The organism is Aeromonas genomosp. paramedia (assembly GCF_023093515.1).
GTDB lineage: Bacteria > Pseudomonadota > Gammaproteobacteria > Enterobacterales > Aeromonadaceae > Aeromonas.
The window spans coordinates 82,439-96,679 of the sequence record NZ_JAAROG010000019.1; the positions used below are offsets into that span (position 1 = coordinate 82,439).

The 14,241-nt window shown below is 62.5% G+C and carries 13 protein-coding genes; 7 read left to right on the forward strand and 6 right to left on the reverse strand.

Annotated elements, in window-relative coordinates; genetic code table 11:
• Window positions 1-7 precede the first annotated feature (7 nt).
• Genes surA through HB860_RS15155 form a run of 5 tightly spaced genes read left to right on the forward strand, consistent with a single transcriptional unit; the run spans window position 8 to window position 4,322 of the window.
• Complete coding sequence (gene surA, locus HB860_RS15135; protein WP_139435016.1) at window positions 8-1,300, forward strand: peptidylprolyl isomerase SurA; 1,293 nt, start codon at window positions 8-10, stop codon at window positions 1,298-1,300.
• Between the two features lie 14 nt (window positions 1,301-1,314).
• Window positions 1,315-2,310, forward strand: a complete 996-nt coding sequence (gene pdxA / locus HB860_RS15140; RefSeq protein ID WP_247627190.1) for a 4-hydroxythreonine-4-phosphate dehydrogenase PdxA — start codon at window positions 1,315-1,317, stop codon at window positions 2,308-2,310.
• Entirely contained in the window at window positions 2,300-3,127 is an 828-nt protein-coding gene (rsmA, locus tag HB860_RS15145) for a 16S rRNA (adenine(1518)-N(6)/adenine(1519)-N(6))-dimethyltransferase RsmA (protein WP_162519146.1), read from the forward strand. Before pdxA ends, rsmA begins: the two co-directional genes overlap by 11 nt.
• Window positions 3,128-3,131: 4 nt before the next feature.
• Complete coding sequence (gene apaG, locus HB860_RS15150; RefSeq protein WP_202047092.1) at window positions 3,132-3,494, forward strand: Co2+/Mg2+ efflux protein ApaG; 363 nt, start codon at window positions 3,132-3,134, stop codon at window positions 3,492-3,494.
• Between the two features lie 6 nt (window positions 3,495-3,500).
• Complete coding sequence (locus HB860_RS15155; protein WP_247627191.1) at window positions 3,501-4,322, forward strand: symmetrical bis(5'-nucleosyl)-tetraphosphatase; 822 nt, start codon at window positions 3,501-3,503, stop codon at window positions 4,320-4,322.
• A 116-nt stretch (window positions 4,323-4,438) separates the two neighbouring features.
• Here HB860_RS15155 and HB860_RS15160 read toward each other — a convergent pair whose 3' ends face one another.
• Window positions 4,439-4,924, reverse strand: a complete 486-nt coding sequence (locus tag HB860_RS15160) for a 2TM domain-containing protein (protein ID WP_139435023.1) — start codon at window positions 4,922-4,924, stop codon at window positions 4,439-4,441.
• A gap of 170 nt (window positions 4,925-5,094) precedes the next feature.
• Window positions 5,095-6,084: a luciferase-like monooxygenase gene (locus tag HB860_RS15165; RefSeq protein ID WP_247627192.1), complete on the reverse strand. Its 990-nt coding sequence runs from the start codon at window positions 6,082-6,084 to the stop codon at window positions 5,095-5,097.
• Between the two features lie 232 nt (window positions 6,085-6,316).
• Between HB860_RS15165 and HB860_RS15170 the strand changes: the two genes are divergently transcribed.
• Window positions 6,317-9,202, forward strand: coding sequence for an HD domain-containing phosphohydrolase (locus HB860_RS15170; protein ID WP_247627193.1), 2,886 nt, complete (start codon window positions 6,317-6,319; stop codon window positions 9,200-9,202).
• 71 nt (window positions 9,203-9,273) lie between these two features.
• On the opposite strand, the gene HB860_RS15175 is transcribed toward HB860_RS15170, so the two are convergent.
• From HB860_RS15175 to rplU, 4 genes are all read right to left on the reverse strand, one after another.
• The gene (locus tag HB860_RS15175; RefSeq protein ID WP_139435027.1) at window positions 9,274-10,644 is read right to left on the reverse strand and encodes a YjiH family protein; all 1,371 of its coding nucleotides are present in this window, start codon (window positions 10,642-10,644) and stop codon (window positions 9,274-9,276) included.
• A gap of 368 nt (window positions 10,645-11,012) precedes the next feature.
• A complete protein-coding gene (gene cgtA, locus HB860_RS15180) occupies window positions 11,013-12,218 on the reverse strand; it encodes an Obg family GTPase CgtA (protein ID WP_247627194.1) in 1,206 nt (401 codons plus the stop codon).
• A gap of 201 nt (window positions 12,219-12,419) precedes the next feature.
• Entirely contained in the window at window positions 12,420-12,677 is a 258-nt protein-coding gene (gene rpmA / locus HB860_RS15185) for a 50S ribosomal protein L27 (protein WP_005311678.1), read from the reverse strand.
• 17 nt (window positions 12,678-12,694) lie between these two features.
• A complete protein-coding gene (gene rplU / locus HB860_RS15190) occupies window positions 12,695-13,006 on the reverse strand; it encodes a 50S ribosomal protein L21 (RefSeq protein ID WP_005304210.1) in 312 nt (103 codons plus the stop codon).
• A gap of 242 nt (window positions 13,007-13,248) precedes the next feature.
• Here rplU and ispB point away from each other — a divergent pair, with 242 nt between their 5' ends.
• Entirely contained in the window at window positions 13,249-14,220 is a 972-nt protein-coding gene (gene ispB, locus HB860_RS15195) for an octaprenyl diphosphate synthase (protein ID WP_247627195.1), read from the forward strand.
• Window positions 14,221-14,241 lie beyond the last annotated feature (21 nt).

Here is a 14,241-nt window from a genome sequence, read left to right on the forward strand (position 1 = left end):
GATGGATATGAAGAAGACGTTGATTTCCCTGCTGACCGCAGGCCTGTTTGGAGTCATGAGCCAGGGCGCCCTCGCCGCGCCCGAGCTGGTGGACAAGGTGCTTGCCGTGGTCAACAAGGACGTGGTGCTGGCCAGTCAGCAGGAAGCCCTGGTACAGAAGGTGAAGGCTTCCGCGCAGGAGAGCGGCCAATCCCTGCCCGATGACGTCACCCTGCGCAAGCAGGCGCTGGATCGTCTGATCCAGGAGAGCCTGCAGCTGCAGCTGGCGGATCGCCAGGGGCTCAAGATCAGTGATACCCAGCTGGAGCAGGCCATCCAGAGCATAGCCGCCGACAACAAGATGAACCTGGAGCAGCTGCGTGCCCAGCTCGAACGGGAAGGGCTGACCTATGCCCAGTACCGGGAAGAGGTGCGCCGCGAGATCCTGATGAACGAGGTACGCCGCAGCCAGGTTCGCCGCCGCATCAACATCTCCGAGCAGGAGGTGAAGCAGGTGGTCGAGGCTCTGAGCAAGCAGGGCCAGCAACAGACCGAATACCATGTCGGCCACATCCAGGTTGCCCTGCCTGACAACCCGAACGCCGAACAGCTCAACGCTGCCAAGGCCAAGATCGAACGCATCCTGGCTGCACTGAAAGAGGGGGCGGACTTCCGCAAGCTGGCCATCGCCGAGAGCAACGGCCCCAAGGCCCTGGAAGGGGGTGACTGGGGCTGGATGAGCCCGCAGGAGATGCCCACCCTGATGTCCGAGGCGGTACAGGGCGCCGGCAAGGGCGATATCGTCGGCCCGCTGCGCTCCGGCGCCGGTCTGCACATCATCAAGATCTTCGACACCAAGGGTCAGCAGCAAGTGATGCAGACCGAGGTGAAGGCCCGCCACATCCTGATCAAGCCCTCCATCATCCTCTCCGAGGAGAAGGCCAAGGGTACCCTGGACGGCATCTTGCACGACATCAAGAGCGGCAAGGCGAGCTTTGCCAGCATGGCGGAGAAGTACTCCGAGGATCCGGGCTCTGCGGTGCAGGGTGGCGAGCTGGGCTGGTCTGATCCCAACGTCTATGTGCCTGAATTCCGCGACATGGTCAACCGCCTGCAACCGGGCCAGATCAGCGAGCCCTTCCGCACCAGCCACGGCTGGCACATAGTGCAGCTGGAAGATCGCCGCAGCCAGGATGCCACCGGCAAGGCCCAGGAACAGCGCGCCTATCAGCTCATCTTCAACCGCCGCTTCACCGAAGAGTCCCAAGCCTGGCTGGATGAGCTGCGCGACGAAGCCTACATCCAGATCGAACCCAATTAATGGGCGACGAGCAGATGAACAGCCATCGTCTTGCCATCACGCCGGGTGAGCCCGCCGGCATAGGCCCGGACCTGGTGCTGCAGATAGCCCAGCGGGACTGGCCGCACCAGCTGGTGGTGATTGCCGACCCGGCGCTGCTGCGCGAGCGCGCCGCCCTGCTGGGGCTGCCCATCGCGCTGGAACCCTATGATGCTGCTGCCCCCGTGAGGGGTCAGCGGGCGGGCACCCTGACGGTCTGTCCCGTCCCCCTCGGCGCCCCCGTGGTGCCGGGCGAGCTCGACGAGGGCAATGGCGCCTATGTGCTGGCCACCCTGCAGCGCGCCTGCGACGGCAACCTGAGCGGCGAATTCGCCGCCGTGGTGACAGGTCCGGTGCACAAGGGGATCATCAACCAGGCGGGCGTCTCGTTCAGCGGCCACACCGAATTCTTCGCCCAGCAGTCAGACACCGCCGACGTGGTGATGCTGCTGGCTACCGAAGGGTTGCGGGTGGCGCTGGCGACCACCCACATTCCCCTCGCCTACGTGGCCATGGCCATCACGCAGGAGCGCCTTGCCAAGGTGATCCGCATCCTGGATGCGGATCTCAAGGGCAAGTTCGGCATAGCACACCCCAGAATTTACGTCTGCGGCCTCAACCCCCATGCCGGGGAAGGGGGCCATCTCGGCCGTGAAGAGATCGACGTGATCGAACCCGCCCTGGCCAGTCTGCGCCAGGAGGGGATAGATCTGGTCGGCCCCTTGCCGGCCGACACCCTGTTCCAGGAGAAATACCTCAAGGATGCGGATGCGGTACTCGCCATGTACCACGACCAGGGGCTGCCGGTGCTCAAATACAAGGGCTTTGGCAACTCGGTCAACATCACCCTCGGACTTCCTTTCATCCGTACTTCGGTGGATCACGGCACAGCGCTGGATCTGGCAGGCAAGGGCCTGGCAGACTCGGGCAGCCTGGTCACCGCGATTAACCACGCCATCCAGATGGTAGAGAAAAAAAGATATGAGCAGTAAGGTGCAGAGCAACAAGGTGCACATGGGCCACACGGCCCGTAAGCGTTTCGGTCAGAACTTCTTGCACGACCGTTATGTGATCGACCAGATCGTCGCCGCCATCAACCCGCAGCCGGGTCAGAACCTGGTGGAAATCGGCCCGGGTCTGGCGGCACTGACCGAACCGGTCGCCTCCCAGATGGACAAGATGACGGTGGTCGAACTTGACCGGGATCTGGCGGCTCGCCTGCGCGAGCACCCGACCCTCAAGGAGAAGCTGACGGTGATCGAGGCCGATGCCATGCGCTTCGACTTCGGCACCCTGATGGGAGAAGGCAAACCGCCCCTGCGCATCTTCGGCAACCTGCCCTACAACATCTCCACCCCGCTCATCTTCCACCTGTGCGAGTTCGCCGACCGGGTGGAGGACATGCACTTCATGCTGCAAAAGGAAGTGGTACTGCGTCTGGCCGCCGGTCCCGGCAGCAAGGCCTATGGCCGCCTGAGCGTGATGACCCAGTACTACTGCCAGGTGGTGCCAGTGCTGGAAGTGGGCCCCGGCGCCTTCAAGCCTGCCCCCAAGGTCGACTCGGCCGTGGTGCGCCTCATCCCGCACAAGAACCCGACCATAGTCGCGAAAGACATCCGCTGCCTGAGCCGGGTCTGCACCGAGGGCTTCGGCCAGCGTCGCAAGACCATCCGCAACAGCTTCTCCAACTTCATCACCGACGCTCAGCTGACCGAGCTTGGCATAGATGGCAACCTGCGCCCGGAGAACCTCTCCCTCGAGCAGTTCGTCATGATAGCCAACTGGCTGGCCGATCAGCAGCAGGCCTGATCCCATGGCATCCCCCCGGATAGTGGTTCGCCCGCACCCCAGCTATGTGGCGGGCACCGAGGATCCCTACCATTTTCTCTATCTCATCGAGATAGAGAATCTGGGACCGGGCAAGGTGCAGCTGCTGCATCGGCGCTGGCTCATCACGGATGCCAATGGCAAGATGCTGGAAGTGGAAGGTCCCGGGGTCGTGGGCGAGCAGCCCTTCATCGCCCCCGGCGAGACCTTCACCTATCAGAGTGGCGTTCCCCTCCCCACCCCCTTCGGCGTGATGGAAGGCAGTTACACCCTGCAAGACGAATCGGGGCAGCAGTTTGAGGCCCCCATAGCCCCCTTCACACTGGCCGTTCCCAACATTATCAACTGAGGTTTCATGGCGAATTGTTTCGTCGGTGATATCCAGGGCTGCTACGACGATCTGCGCCGTCTGCTGGATCTTGCCGAATTCGACCCCGACAACGACACCCTCTGGCTGTGCGGCGATCTGGTCGCCCGCGGGCCGGACTCTCTCAACACCCTGCGCTTCGTCAAGTCACTGGGAAACCGCGCCGTGACCGTGCTCGGCAACCACGACCTGCACCTGCTGGCGGTGGCTCATGGGGTCGCCCCCCTCAAGAAGAAAGACAAGCTGCAGGCCCTGATGGAAGCCCCGGATCGGGACGAGCTGCTGGAGTGGCTGCGCCACCGTCCCCTGCTGGCGGAGCACCCGGATCTCCCCATCATGATGATCCATGCCGGTCTCTCTCCGGCCTGGGATGCCCACACTGCACGCAGCTGTGCCCGCGAGGTGGAGACGCTGCTGCGCGGCGATCAGTACAGCTGGCTGCTGCACAACATGTATGGCGATCAGCCCGATAGCTGGGACGAAAATCTGCTGGGGATAGAGCGCTACCGCTACATCATCAACAGCTTCACCCGGATGCGCTTCTGCTACTTCGATGGCCGGCTCGACTTCAAGTGCAAGAAGGGTCCCACAGAGTCCACCCCTGGCCTGCGCCCCTGGTTCGAGCAGCGCGAGCACCATGTGGACGACCCCATACTGGTGTTCGGCCACTGGGCGGCCCTGATGGGCGCCACCGGCAAAGATGACATCAAGGGGCTGGACACCGGCTGCGTCTGGGGCAACAGCCTCACCCTCTGGCGCTACGAGGACGATGCCCTGATAGCGACCCCCTGCCCTGCCTATGCCAAGTGAGCATGACGCCCAGGCAGCGATCCCCTGCCTCATTGATACCAGCAGTCATGAGGGAGAGCTGATATAAAACGGGCCCGGCATTGCCGGGCCCGTGCTTTATGGGGTGAGGTCGTGGCTTACAGCTTGCGCCCCAGCCGTTTCTCGACCTGGCGCCGCTCCCATTCGGGCCCGAACAGCTTGAATGGCTGGAACAGGTTGATGGCGTGGGACATCAGGCCCAGCCCCCAGCCCAGCATGGGCCACCAGGCCCAGATATAGTCCGGGTTGCTCAGGTAGTTGATGACAAACAGCCCTCCTATCACCAGCACATAGCTGATGAGGTGGCCGTAGAAGCCCTTGAGCCCCTCGACGAACTTCATCGCCTCCCGCTCATCCCTGGCCACATGCACTGTCCCCTGGCTGTCGGTCTCGTTCCCTTTCATCTCGCTCTCCTGCAGTTGAGTCACATCGAGCTCAAAGACGGCGGCCAGGGCCTTGAGGGATTCCAGTCCGGGCTGCTGGCCCTGCTCGATCCGCTGTATGGTGCGGACACTCAAGCCAGTCAGGGTCGCCAACTGATCCTGGGACCAACCCCGCTGCAATCTCAACTTCCTGACGATCATCTTGGACTCCTTGTGGTGATTGACGGGGCCAGCATAGGGCCGGCACGGCGAGAGGTGACACGACAGAGGGCCGACATAAACCTGACTATCGTTTAAAATCAAAGACTTGAAATATGAACGGGAGGTTCACCCCGGTGCGGGCACACGAGCTGGTGTGCCCGCACCGGCCGTCACAGGCTCCGCATCAGCTCGGCGGCGATCTCGAAGGAGCGCAGTCTAGCCTGATGATCGACGATGGGACCGTTGAACATCAGCTCGTCGGCCCCGGTTTCGGCCAGCAAGGCCTTGAGGCCGTGACGCACCTGATCCGGATCCCCCACCAGGGAGCGGGCCAGGGTCTGCTCCATCGCCATCAGCTCCCGGGGTGACCACGCCTCTCCCAGGCTCTGCACCGGCAGCGGCAGCTTGCCGGCATCCCCCCGGTAGAGGCGCAGGAACTGCTGCTGGAGCGTGGTGAACAGGAAGCGGGCCTCCCGGGTCGTGTCGGCGGCGATCAGGTTGATGCAGACCACCGCATAAGGCTTGGGCCAGCGCGCGGAAGGGCGGAACTGGGTACGGTAGATCTCGAGTGCCTGCAACAGCAGACCGGGGGCAAAGTGGGAGGCAAAGCCGAACGGCAGCCCCATGGCGGCCGCCAGCTGGGCACTGTAGAGGCTGGAGCCCAGCAGCCAGATCGGCACGTGCAGCCCCTGACCGGGCACCGCCTGCACGGCACCCACCTCGTCACCGAAGTAACCCATCAGCTCGCGCACGTCCGCAGGAAAGTCATCCACCTCGCCGCTGCGCTGGCGGCGCAGCGCCTGCATGGTGCGCTGATCGGTACCGGGCGCACGGCCAAGACCGAGATCGATGCGATCCGGGTAGAGAGAGGCGAGGGTGCCGAACTGTTCGGCGATCACCAGGGGGGAGTGGTTCGGCAGCATGATGCCGCCGGCCCCCAGCCGCAGAGTGCTGGTGGCACCGGCCAGATGGCCGATGAGCACAGAGGTGGCGGCACTGGCGATCCCCGGCATGTTGTGGTGCTCCGCCAGCCAGTAGCGGTGGTAGCCCCAGCGCTCGGCATGCCGGGCCAGATCCTGCGAATGACGAAACGACTCGGCCGGCAGGCTTCCTTCGGGGACGGGCACCAGATCCAGGACGGAATAGGGGATGGCAGACATGGGACACTCCATTGATTCACAGGCGATTCACCAGTGGAGCAATGTAGCACGAGATATCTGAATGAATCACCTGACCAGGCTGCCGGGACCCGCGCCATGCAGCTCGCGGCAAGGGGAATGGCAGAAGATAGGGGCCCCCGTTCTGGCCCCCGCCTCCTATGCTTTTTGTCATCTTGCGAGCACACTGTTAGCAGATCATCGCGGGGAGCGCCCGCAGGACAAGGACAGGTCCATGACAAAAGCAAGCCTCGGCAGCAAGCCCTTCTACGTGCACATTGCCACCCTCTTCATACTGCTGTTCTCCGTGCTGGGGGGCGCCCTCATCATGCTGCAGTTTCAACAGGGCATGCAGCAGGGGCTGGAGCACGAACGGCAAAGCTTCCAGCAGTACAGGGAACAGCTGGCGCTCGCCATCAAGCTGAACCAGCGCCCGGCCCGCATGTCGCTCAGCCTGTTGCGCAGTGGCCAGCTGGCCGCCATGACCAGCCTGGAATCCCGCCTCGGCTACCTGCCCCAGCTGGCCGAGGTGCTGGCCAACAGCGCCAGCTATGGCGCCATCTATGCCGGTTACGAGAACGGCGACTTCTTCCTGGTGCGCAAGCTGACCGAGCGGGCCAGGGGGTTGCTGGACAGCCCCCCTCCCGGGAGCCACCTGCTGGTGCAGAGCCTGAGCCAGGGCCGGGGAGAGTACCTCTATTTCAACCAGCGCCTGCGGCTTCTGGAGCGGCGGCCCATGCCGGACTACCAGTTCGATCCCCGCGACCGCGGCTGGTACAAGGAGGCCCGCTGGGGCACGGGCATCATAGTGACCCACCCCTATCTCTTCTTCACCACCAAGGAGCCGGGCATGACGCTGGCGGTGGAGAGCGACGATCGCCGGGCTGTGATAGGGCTGGATGCCGGTGTGGAGGGGCTCTCCTCCCTCATCGGCGAGCTGCCCCTGCCGAGCCACTGCCAGCTGGTGATGTTCGACGAATTCGGAACCCTGCTGGCCACGGATCCCGAGCGGCTGCCCAGCTTCGAGCAGCTGAGCCGCCTGCCCATGCTGTCTGCGCTCAAGCACCCCATACTGGTCAGGTTGCAACAGGAGATGGCCTCCAGGCCCGCCCTGCTGCACGAGCCGGCCGAGCTGACGCTGGACGATGGCAATGGCCGTGACTGGCTGGTCAACCTCTCCTCCCTCGACGAGGACTCCCCCTTCTACCTGGCCCTGCTGGTCCCGGCGGACGCGCTCACCGCACCGGCCCGCCACGATGCCCTGCGCAACCTGGCCTGGGCATGTGCCGGTCTGCTGCTGCTGCTGCCCGTCATCTGGCTGGTGGCGCGGCGCACCGCCGCCCCCTTGCTGGCGCTGACACAAGAGGCCGAGCGGATCCAGCACTTCGACTTCGGCGAGAGCGAGCGGCCCGACTCGGCGATCCGCGAAATAGACGATCTCGCCCGGGCCATGTCCAGCATGCGGCTGACCCTGGGCAACTTCATGAGCATGGGTCTGGCGCTGACGGCCGAGCACCGCTTCGACTCCCTGCTCAGCCGCATACTGCACGAGACGGTGGCGGCGGCCCAGGCGGAGGGCGGTTGCCTCTATCTGGCCCAGGACAGGCAGATGAAGGCGGTTCAGGCCATCTGGCAACGGCAGCCCCTGGATTGTGAGCGGGTGCAGTGGCAGGAGTCCCTGCTCGGCGGCCTCTACCATAGCGAGCGGCTCAGCCTGCCCCTCAACGCCGAACAGTGGTCGCACTACCTCGCCGACTGGGGCCCCTTCCCCGGCCCCCGCCAGCTGCTGGCCGAGCCCCTCTACAATCACCGTCAGGAGTTGATCGGCTGCCTGTTGCTGATCCTGCCGGACTGCGCACCACGGGAGCTGGCGTCACGCATCAGCCTCATCGAGGCGCTGGCGGGTATGTCCGCCTCCGCCATCGAGAATCAGCGCCTGCTGGAGGAGCAAAAACAGCTGCTGGAGGCCTTCATCGAGCTCATCGCCGGTGCCATCGACGCCAAGAGCCCCTACACCGGAGGCCACTGCCAGCGCGTGCCCGAACTGACCCGCATGCTGACGGAGGCGGCCTGCGCCCAGCAGCAGGGCCCCTTTGGCGACTTCACCCTCAGCGACGAGGAGTGGGAGGCCATCCATATCGCGAGCTGGCTGCACGACTGCGGCAAGGTCACCACACCTGAGTTCGTGGTGGACAAGGCCACCAAGCTGGAGACCATCTACGACAGGATCCACGAGATCCGCACCCGTTTCGAGGTGCTCAAGCGCGACGCCCATATAGAGGCGCTGGCGGCCCGGCTGCCCGCCTCCGAGCGGCAGGCAACCCTCGAGGCCGTGACCCCGATCTGGCAGATGCTGGATCAGGAGTTCGCCTTCGTCGCCGAGTGCAACCTGGGGGGCGAGTGGATGGCACCGGAAAAACTGGCGCGGCTCGATGCCATTGCCAGCCGCACCTGGCTGCGCACCCTGGATGATCGCCTCGGCGTCAGCCCGGAGGAGCTCAGGCGCCATCCCGGGGAGGCGGCGCCGCTGCCCTGCCGCGAGCCGCTGCTGGCCGACAAGCCGGCGCACCTCATTCCCCGCCCCGCCCACGACAACCTGGCCAGGCACAATCCCTGGGGCTTCAAGGTGCGGGTGCCCACCCATCTCTACAATCGGGGAGAGCGCTACAACCTCGCCATCGGCCGTGGCACCCTCACCGAGGAGGAGCGCTACAAGATCAACGATCACATCATCCAGACCATCCGCATGCTGGAGCGGCTCCCCTTCCCCCGTCACCTGCGCAAGGTGCCGGAGATCGCAGGGGGCCATCACGAGCGGATGGACGGCACCGGCTACCCGCGCCAGCTGCTGGGTGAGCAGATGAGCATTCCCGCCCGCATCATGGCCATCGCCGACATCTTCGAAGCCCTGACCGCGAGCGATCGTCCCTACAAGTCGGGCAAGACGGTCTCCCAGTCCCTGACCATCATGCAGAGGATGGTGCAGGAGCAGCACATAGACCCGGCCCTGTTCTCCCTCTTCCTCGACAGCGGCGTCTGGCGGGACTATGCCCTGCGCTTCCTCACCCCCGAGCAGCTGGACGAGGCGGCCTGCCAGGCCCTGCTGGCGGAGCCGCGCTAGCCGCAATTGCCCGGGCGCCCATAAAAAACGGTCAACCGAGGTTGACCGTTTTTTCATCTCCAGGCTGCCCCTTAGAACAGCAGGTGCGCCACACCGGCGATCACCGGCAGTGTCACCAGGGTACGCAGCAGGAAGATGACGAACAGCTCCCACAGCTTGACCGGGATCTTGCTGCCCAGCAGCAGGGCGCCCACTTCCGACATATAGATGAGCTGGGTCACCGACATGGCGGCGATCACGAAGCGGGTGATGTCGCTCTCTATGGTCGAGGCCAGCACCGCCGGGATGAACATGTCGGCGAAGCCCACCATGATGGTCTTGGACGCCGCCTCGGCCTCCGGCAGTTGCAGCAACTCCAGCAAGGGGACGAAGGGGGCGCCCAGCCAGTTGAAGATGGGGGTGTGCTCCGCCAGCATCAGGGCACAGGTCCCGATCGCCATCACCACCGGCAGCACGCCAAACACCATGTCCAGGGCGTTCTTCACCCCTTCCCGCGCCACGGCACCGAGATCAGTCATGCTGTCGGCCTTGGCCAGGGCACGCTGATAGCCATAGCTCAGCACGCTGTGCTGATGAGGGATCGCCTCCTGCTTGCGGCACAGGGGAGTGCCGTCGCTGTAGACATCCTTCTTCCAGGAGAGCGGGGGCAGGCGCGGCACCACTATGGCGGCAACCACACCGGCCAGGCAGACGGTCAGGTAGAAGGGGACGAACATGTGCTCCAGCTTCACCTGGGAGATCACCACCAGACAGAAGGTGATGGAGACGGCGGAGAAGGTGGTGCCGATGACGGCGGCTTCACGCTGGGTGTAGAACTTGCCCTCGTACTGCTTGCTGGTAAGCAGGATGCCGACGCTGCCATCCCCGAGCCAGGAGGCGAAGCAATCCACGGCGGAGCGACCGGGCAGGCGGAACACAGGGCGCATGATGCGGGTCATCATGGTGCCGACGAACTCCAGCAGGCCGAAGTCCAGCAGCAGCGGCAGCAGCAAGCCGGCGAAGATGAAGACGGAGAACAGCACCGGCAGCAGATCGTGCAGCACCAGGCCGCCGGTCGCCCCGGAACGCAGCACCTCGGGACCGGCCTCGAAGAAGGTCAGCAGCACGAAGAGGCCCCCCAGCACCCGCACGCAGGCCCAGAAGGGGGAGACGTTGAACAGGCTGTTGAGGAAGGGGCGTCTCACCAGGATCGCCGGCTTGAACAACCAGGCGATCAGGGTCATCAGCATGGTAGTGGTAATGATGGCGCTGACCATGGCCACCAGATAGTCGGCGAACACCGTCTGTACCAGCTTCGCCAGCACGGCGACAGGGATGGTGACATTGCCGTCATAGATGACGGGGGTCATGAACAGCAGGATCCCGATGAGCGACGGGATCAAAAACATCAGCACATTGCGGCGAGTATGGATCGCCGGTGCCTGCAGGGTCTTTTCCAACATGATAGACAGCCTTAAATGTGACTTTTCCTTCAGCCAGGCCGCCTGCATATTCATGCCCTCGCCCGGCAAACGGGCGCAAGAATAACCCAAAAAACTGCACAAACAAGCTTTTAATGGATTATTTCAAGCATAAATATTTTATCAGGCAAACCATCCATAAGAACAAACCAAAACAGTCATGCATATCAATTCAATTCAACAGGTTAGCATAATGTTTCATACAGGTTACGTTCAGGGGCGCAGTATAATCAGTTGCGGTTGGCAGGCAATAAGTGGCATGAGAAATATATCTATAAGGTGATCCCGTCGATCCTCCCATAAAAAAACCGGAGCCTGTCGGGGCTCCGGTCTTGTCACGAAAGAGAGTCTCAGTCGCGGACGTAGATCACTTCGACGCCGTCGTCATCTTCGTCATCACAGTCGTCGTCATCGTCCAGCGCCTCATCGAAGGCCTTGGAGGCTGCCAGGGCTTCCGCCTCGGCCTGGGCCAGCTGGTTCTTGTGGTAGTCGTCCCACTTGAACTCGACCTTCTCGATGGCGGCCTTGGCATCGGCTTCCAGCTGACGGGGCATGGTGTCCAGCAGATCCAGGATGTCGTAGCAGACCTTCTTGGTGCCTTCCTTGCTGATGGCAGTGATGGCATAGACAGGGCCTTCGTGGTTCAGGGCTGCCTTGACTCTGTCCATCACTTCCTGGGCTTCTTCTTCCAGGATCAGATCCATCTTGTTGAATACCAGCCAGCGCGGTTTGCCTGCCAGCTCGGGGCTGTACTTCTCCAGCTCCCGGACTATGGTCACGGCATTCTCGGCGGGATCTGAACCGTCAACCGGGCAGATATCCACCAGGTGGATCAGCACGCGGCAGCGCTCCAGGTGCTTGAGGAAGCGGATACCGAGGCCGGCGCCTTCGGCGGCACCCTCGATCAGACCCGGAATATCGGCGATGACGAAGGAGCGGGAGTTCTCCCCACGCACCACACCCAGGTTCGGCACCAGGGTAGTGAAGGGGTAGTCGGCCACTTTCGGGCGGGCGGCAGAGACGGCGCGAATGAAGGTGGACTTGCCCGCGTTGGGCAGACCCAGCATGCCGACGTCAGCCAGCAGCAGCAGCTCCAGCTTCAGGGTGCGCACTTCACCCGGGGTGCCGTTGCTCTTCTGATAGGGGGCGCGGTTGACCGAGCTCTTGAAGCGGGTGTTGCCAAGGCCGTGGAAACCGCCCTTGGCGACCAGCAGCTTCTGGCCATGGGTGGTCAGATCCCCCAGCAGTTCACCGGTATCCTCATCGCTGGCGCGGGTACCGACCGGGACGCGCAGGGTACGATCCTTGCCGCGACGACCGGTACAGTTGGCGCTCTGGCCGTTCTCGCCACGCTCGGCGGCATGGAAACGCTCGAAACGGTAGTCGATCAGGGTGTTCAGGTTCTCGTCGGCGATCAGATAGACATCACCACCGTCACCACCGTCACCGCCGTCCGGGCCACCGTTCGGGATGTACTTTTCACGGCGAAAGCTCACACAACCGTTACCACCGTCACCGGCATCGACTCGAATCTGGACTTCATCAACAAACTTCATAGGTAACCGTCACCTTAATTCGAAAAACCGATACGCAATTATAGTGGTACAGACCCCTGCGGGCGATACGCATCTTGCCAATCATGCCCGTCAGAGCCAAAGTCAGCTGCGTTCCGTTTTTTCGTCAACGACATCAGAAAAGACGTCAGAAAAACAAAAGCCCCGCCTGTTGGCGGGGCTTCGGATCCTTGCGGTCCGTAATTACTCAGCAACGATGCTGACGTACTTACGATTCAGCGGACCTTTAACTTCGAACAGGATCTTGCCAGTCGCTTTCGCGTACAGGGTGTGATCGGTGCCCAGGCCAACGTTGGTGCCAGCGTGGAACTTGGTGCCACGTTGACGAACGATGATGCTGCCTGCCAGAACTGTTTCGCCGCCGAAACGCTTAACGCCAAGGCGTTTAGCTTCAGAATCGCGACCGTTGCGGGATGAACCGCCAGCTTTTTTATGTGCCATTTATCGGACTCCTCTAATTAAGCGCTGATGCCAGTGATTTTGACTTCAGTGAACCACTGACGGTGGCCCGCTTGCTTACGATGGTGCTTACGACGACGGAACTTGACGATAGTCACTTTCTCGCCACGGCCGTGAGCCACAACTTCAGCTACAACCTTGCCACCTTCAACGAAAGGAGCACCTACTTTAAAAGTGTCGCCTGCAGCAACCATCAGAACTTCGTTGAAGTCGATGGTAGCGCCAGTCTCAACGTTCAGCTTTTCCAGACGAACGATTTGACCTTCGGCCACACGGTGTTGTTTTCCGCCGCTTTGGAATACCGCGTACATTTGATTAACTCCGTAAAGGCGTGTCTTTTGCTCAAGGCCAGACACGCGCAAAAACCTATAACAATGGGCGGGCATTCTACGCAGAACGATTTGCCTAGGCAAGGCCAATTTAGCAAAAAGTTTATTTTGTGCGCATATCTGCCGCCGTGAATAAACGCTTAACTGTAACCCATTGTGAAATCGTGTAGAATCCCCGCCATTGCTAAAAACGCAGTAATTGCTGCCGTCACGTTACGAGACTTATGGACCAACAGACTATCCGTGCGCTCTGTGCCGCCGACATGACGGCGGTCAATGAACTGATCCTGGCCCGGCTCCAGTCCGATGTCAGCCTGATCAACCAGCTGGGTTTCTACATTGTCAGTGCAGGCGGAAAACGGATGCGCCCCATGCTGACGGTAATGGCCGCCCGCGCACTGGGGTACCAAGGTCAGGACCATCTCAAGCTCGCCGCCATCATCGAATTCATTCATACCTCTACCCTGCTGCACGACGACGTGGTCGATGAATCCGACCTGCGTCGCGGCCGGGAGACCGCCAATGCGCTGTTCGGCAACGCCGCCAGCGTCCTGGTCGGTGACTACCTCTACAGCCGCTCCTTCCAGATGATGAGCGAGCTCTCCAACTTGCGAGTGATGGAGATCCTGTCGGATGCCACCAACACCATCGCCGAGGGGGAAGTGCTGCAGTTGATGAACTGCAACGATCCGGACACCACGGAAGAGAGCTACATGACGGTCATCTACTGCAAGACCGCCAAGCTGTTTGAAGCCGCCACCCGCCTCGCCGCCGTGCTGACCCATCAGCCCGAGCCCGTCGAGCAGGCCATGACCGACTACGGCAAGTATTTGGGCACCGCCTTCCAGATCATCGACGACGTCATGGACTACTGCTCCCAGAGCGACGAGATGGGCAAGAACGTCGGCGACGACCTGACCGAAGGCAAGCCCACCCTGCCGCTGCTGCGCGCCATGGCCGTGGGCACCCCGGAAGAGCGTCAGCTCATCCGCGACGCCATCGAGCACCGCAACGGCATGGAGCATCTCGAACGCATCCTGGCCATCCTGGATCGCACCGGCGCCCTGGAGTACTCCCGCATGCGGGCCCGGGAAGAGGCCGACAAGGCCATTGCCGCCCTCGCCATCCTGCCGGACTCCCAGCACAGGCAGGCGCTGGAGACCCTGGCCCAGATGGCGGTACAGCGCAGCGCCTGAACCAGTGTGTCAGCATCCAAG

Excerpts from the sequence above, each read along its gene's own strand:
- surA (WP_139435016.1), top strand. The coding sequence starts at position 8 with ATGAAGAAGACGTTGATTTCCCTGCTGACCGCAGGCCTGTTTGGAGTC.
- pdxA (WP_247627190.1), top strand. The coding sequence starts at position 1,315 with ATGAACAGCCATCGTCTTGCCATCACGCCGGGTGAGCCCGCCGGCATA.
- rsmA (WP_162519146.1), top strand. The coding sequence starts at position 2,300 with ATGAGCAGTAAGGTGCAGAGCAACAAGGTGCACATGGGCCACACGGCC.
- apaG (WP_202047092.1), top strand. The coding sequence starts at position 3,132 with ATGGCATCCCCCCGGATAGTGGTTCGCCCGCACCCCAGCTATGTGGCG.
- HB860_RS15155 (WP_247627191.1), top strand. The coding sequence starts at position 3,501 with ATGGCGAATTGTTTCGTCGGTGATATCCAGGGCTGCTACGACGATCTG.
- HB860_RS15160 (WP_139435023.1), bottom strand. The coding sequence starts at position 4,924 with ATGATCGTCAGGAAGTTGAGATTGCAGCGGGGTTGGTCCCAGGATCAG.
- HB860_RS15165 (WP_247627192.1), bottom strand. The coding sequence starts at position 6,084 with ATGTCTGCCATCCCCTATTCCGTCCTGGATCTGGTGCCCGTCCCCGAA.
- HB860_RS15170 (WP_247627193.1), top strand. The coding sequence starts at position 6,317 with ATGACAAAAGCAAGCCTCGGCAGCAAGCCCTTCTACGTGCACATTGCC.
- HB860_RS15175 (WP_139435027.1), bottom strand. The coding sequence starts at position 10,644 with ATGTTGGAAAAGACCCTGCAGGCACCGGCGATCCATACTCGCCGCAAT.
- cgtA (WP_247627194.1), bottom strand. The coding sequence starts at position 12,218 with ATGAAGTTTGTTGATGAAGTCCAGATTCGAGTCGATGCCGGTGACGGT.
- rpmA (WP_005311678.1), bottom strand. The coding sequence starts at position 12,677 with ATGGCACATAAAAAAGCTGGCGGTTCATCCCGCAACGGTCGCGATTCT.
- rplU (WP_005304210.1), bottom strand. The coding sequence starts at position 13,006 with ATGTACGCGGTATTCCAAAGCGGCGGAAAACAACACCGTGTGGCCGAA.
- ispB (WP_247627195.1), top strand. The coding sequence starts at position 13,249 with ATGGACCAACAGACTATCCGTGCGCTCTGTGCCGCCGACATGACGGCG.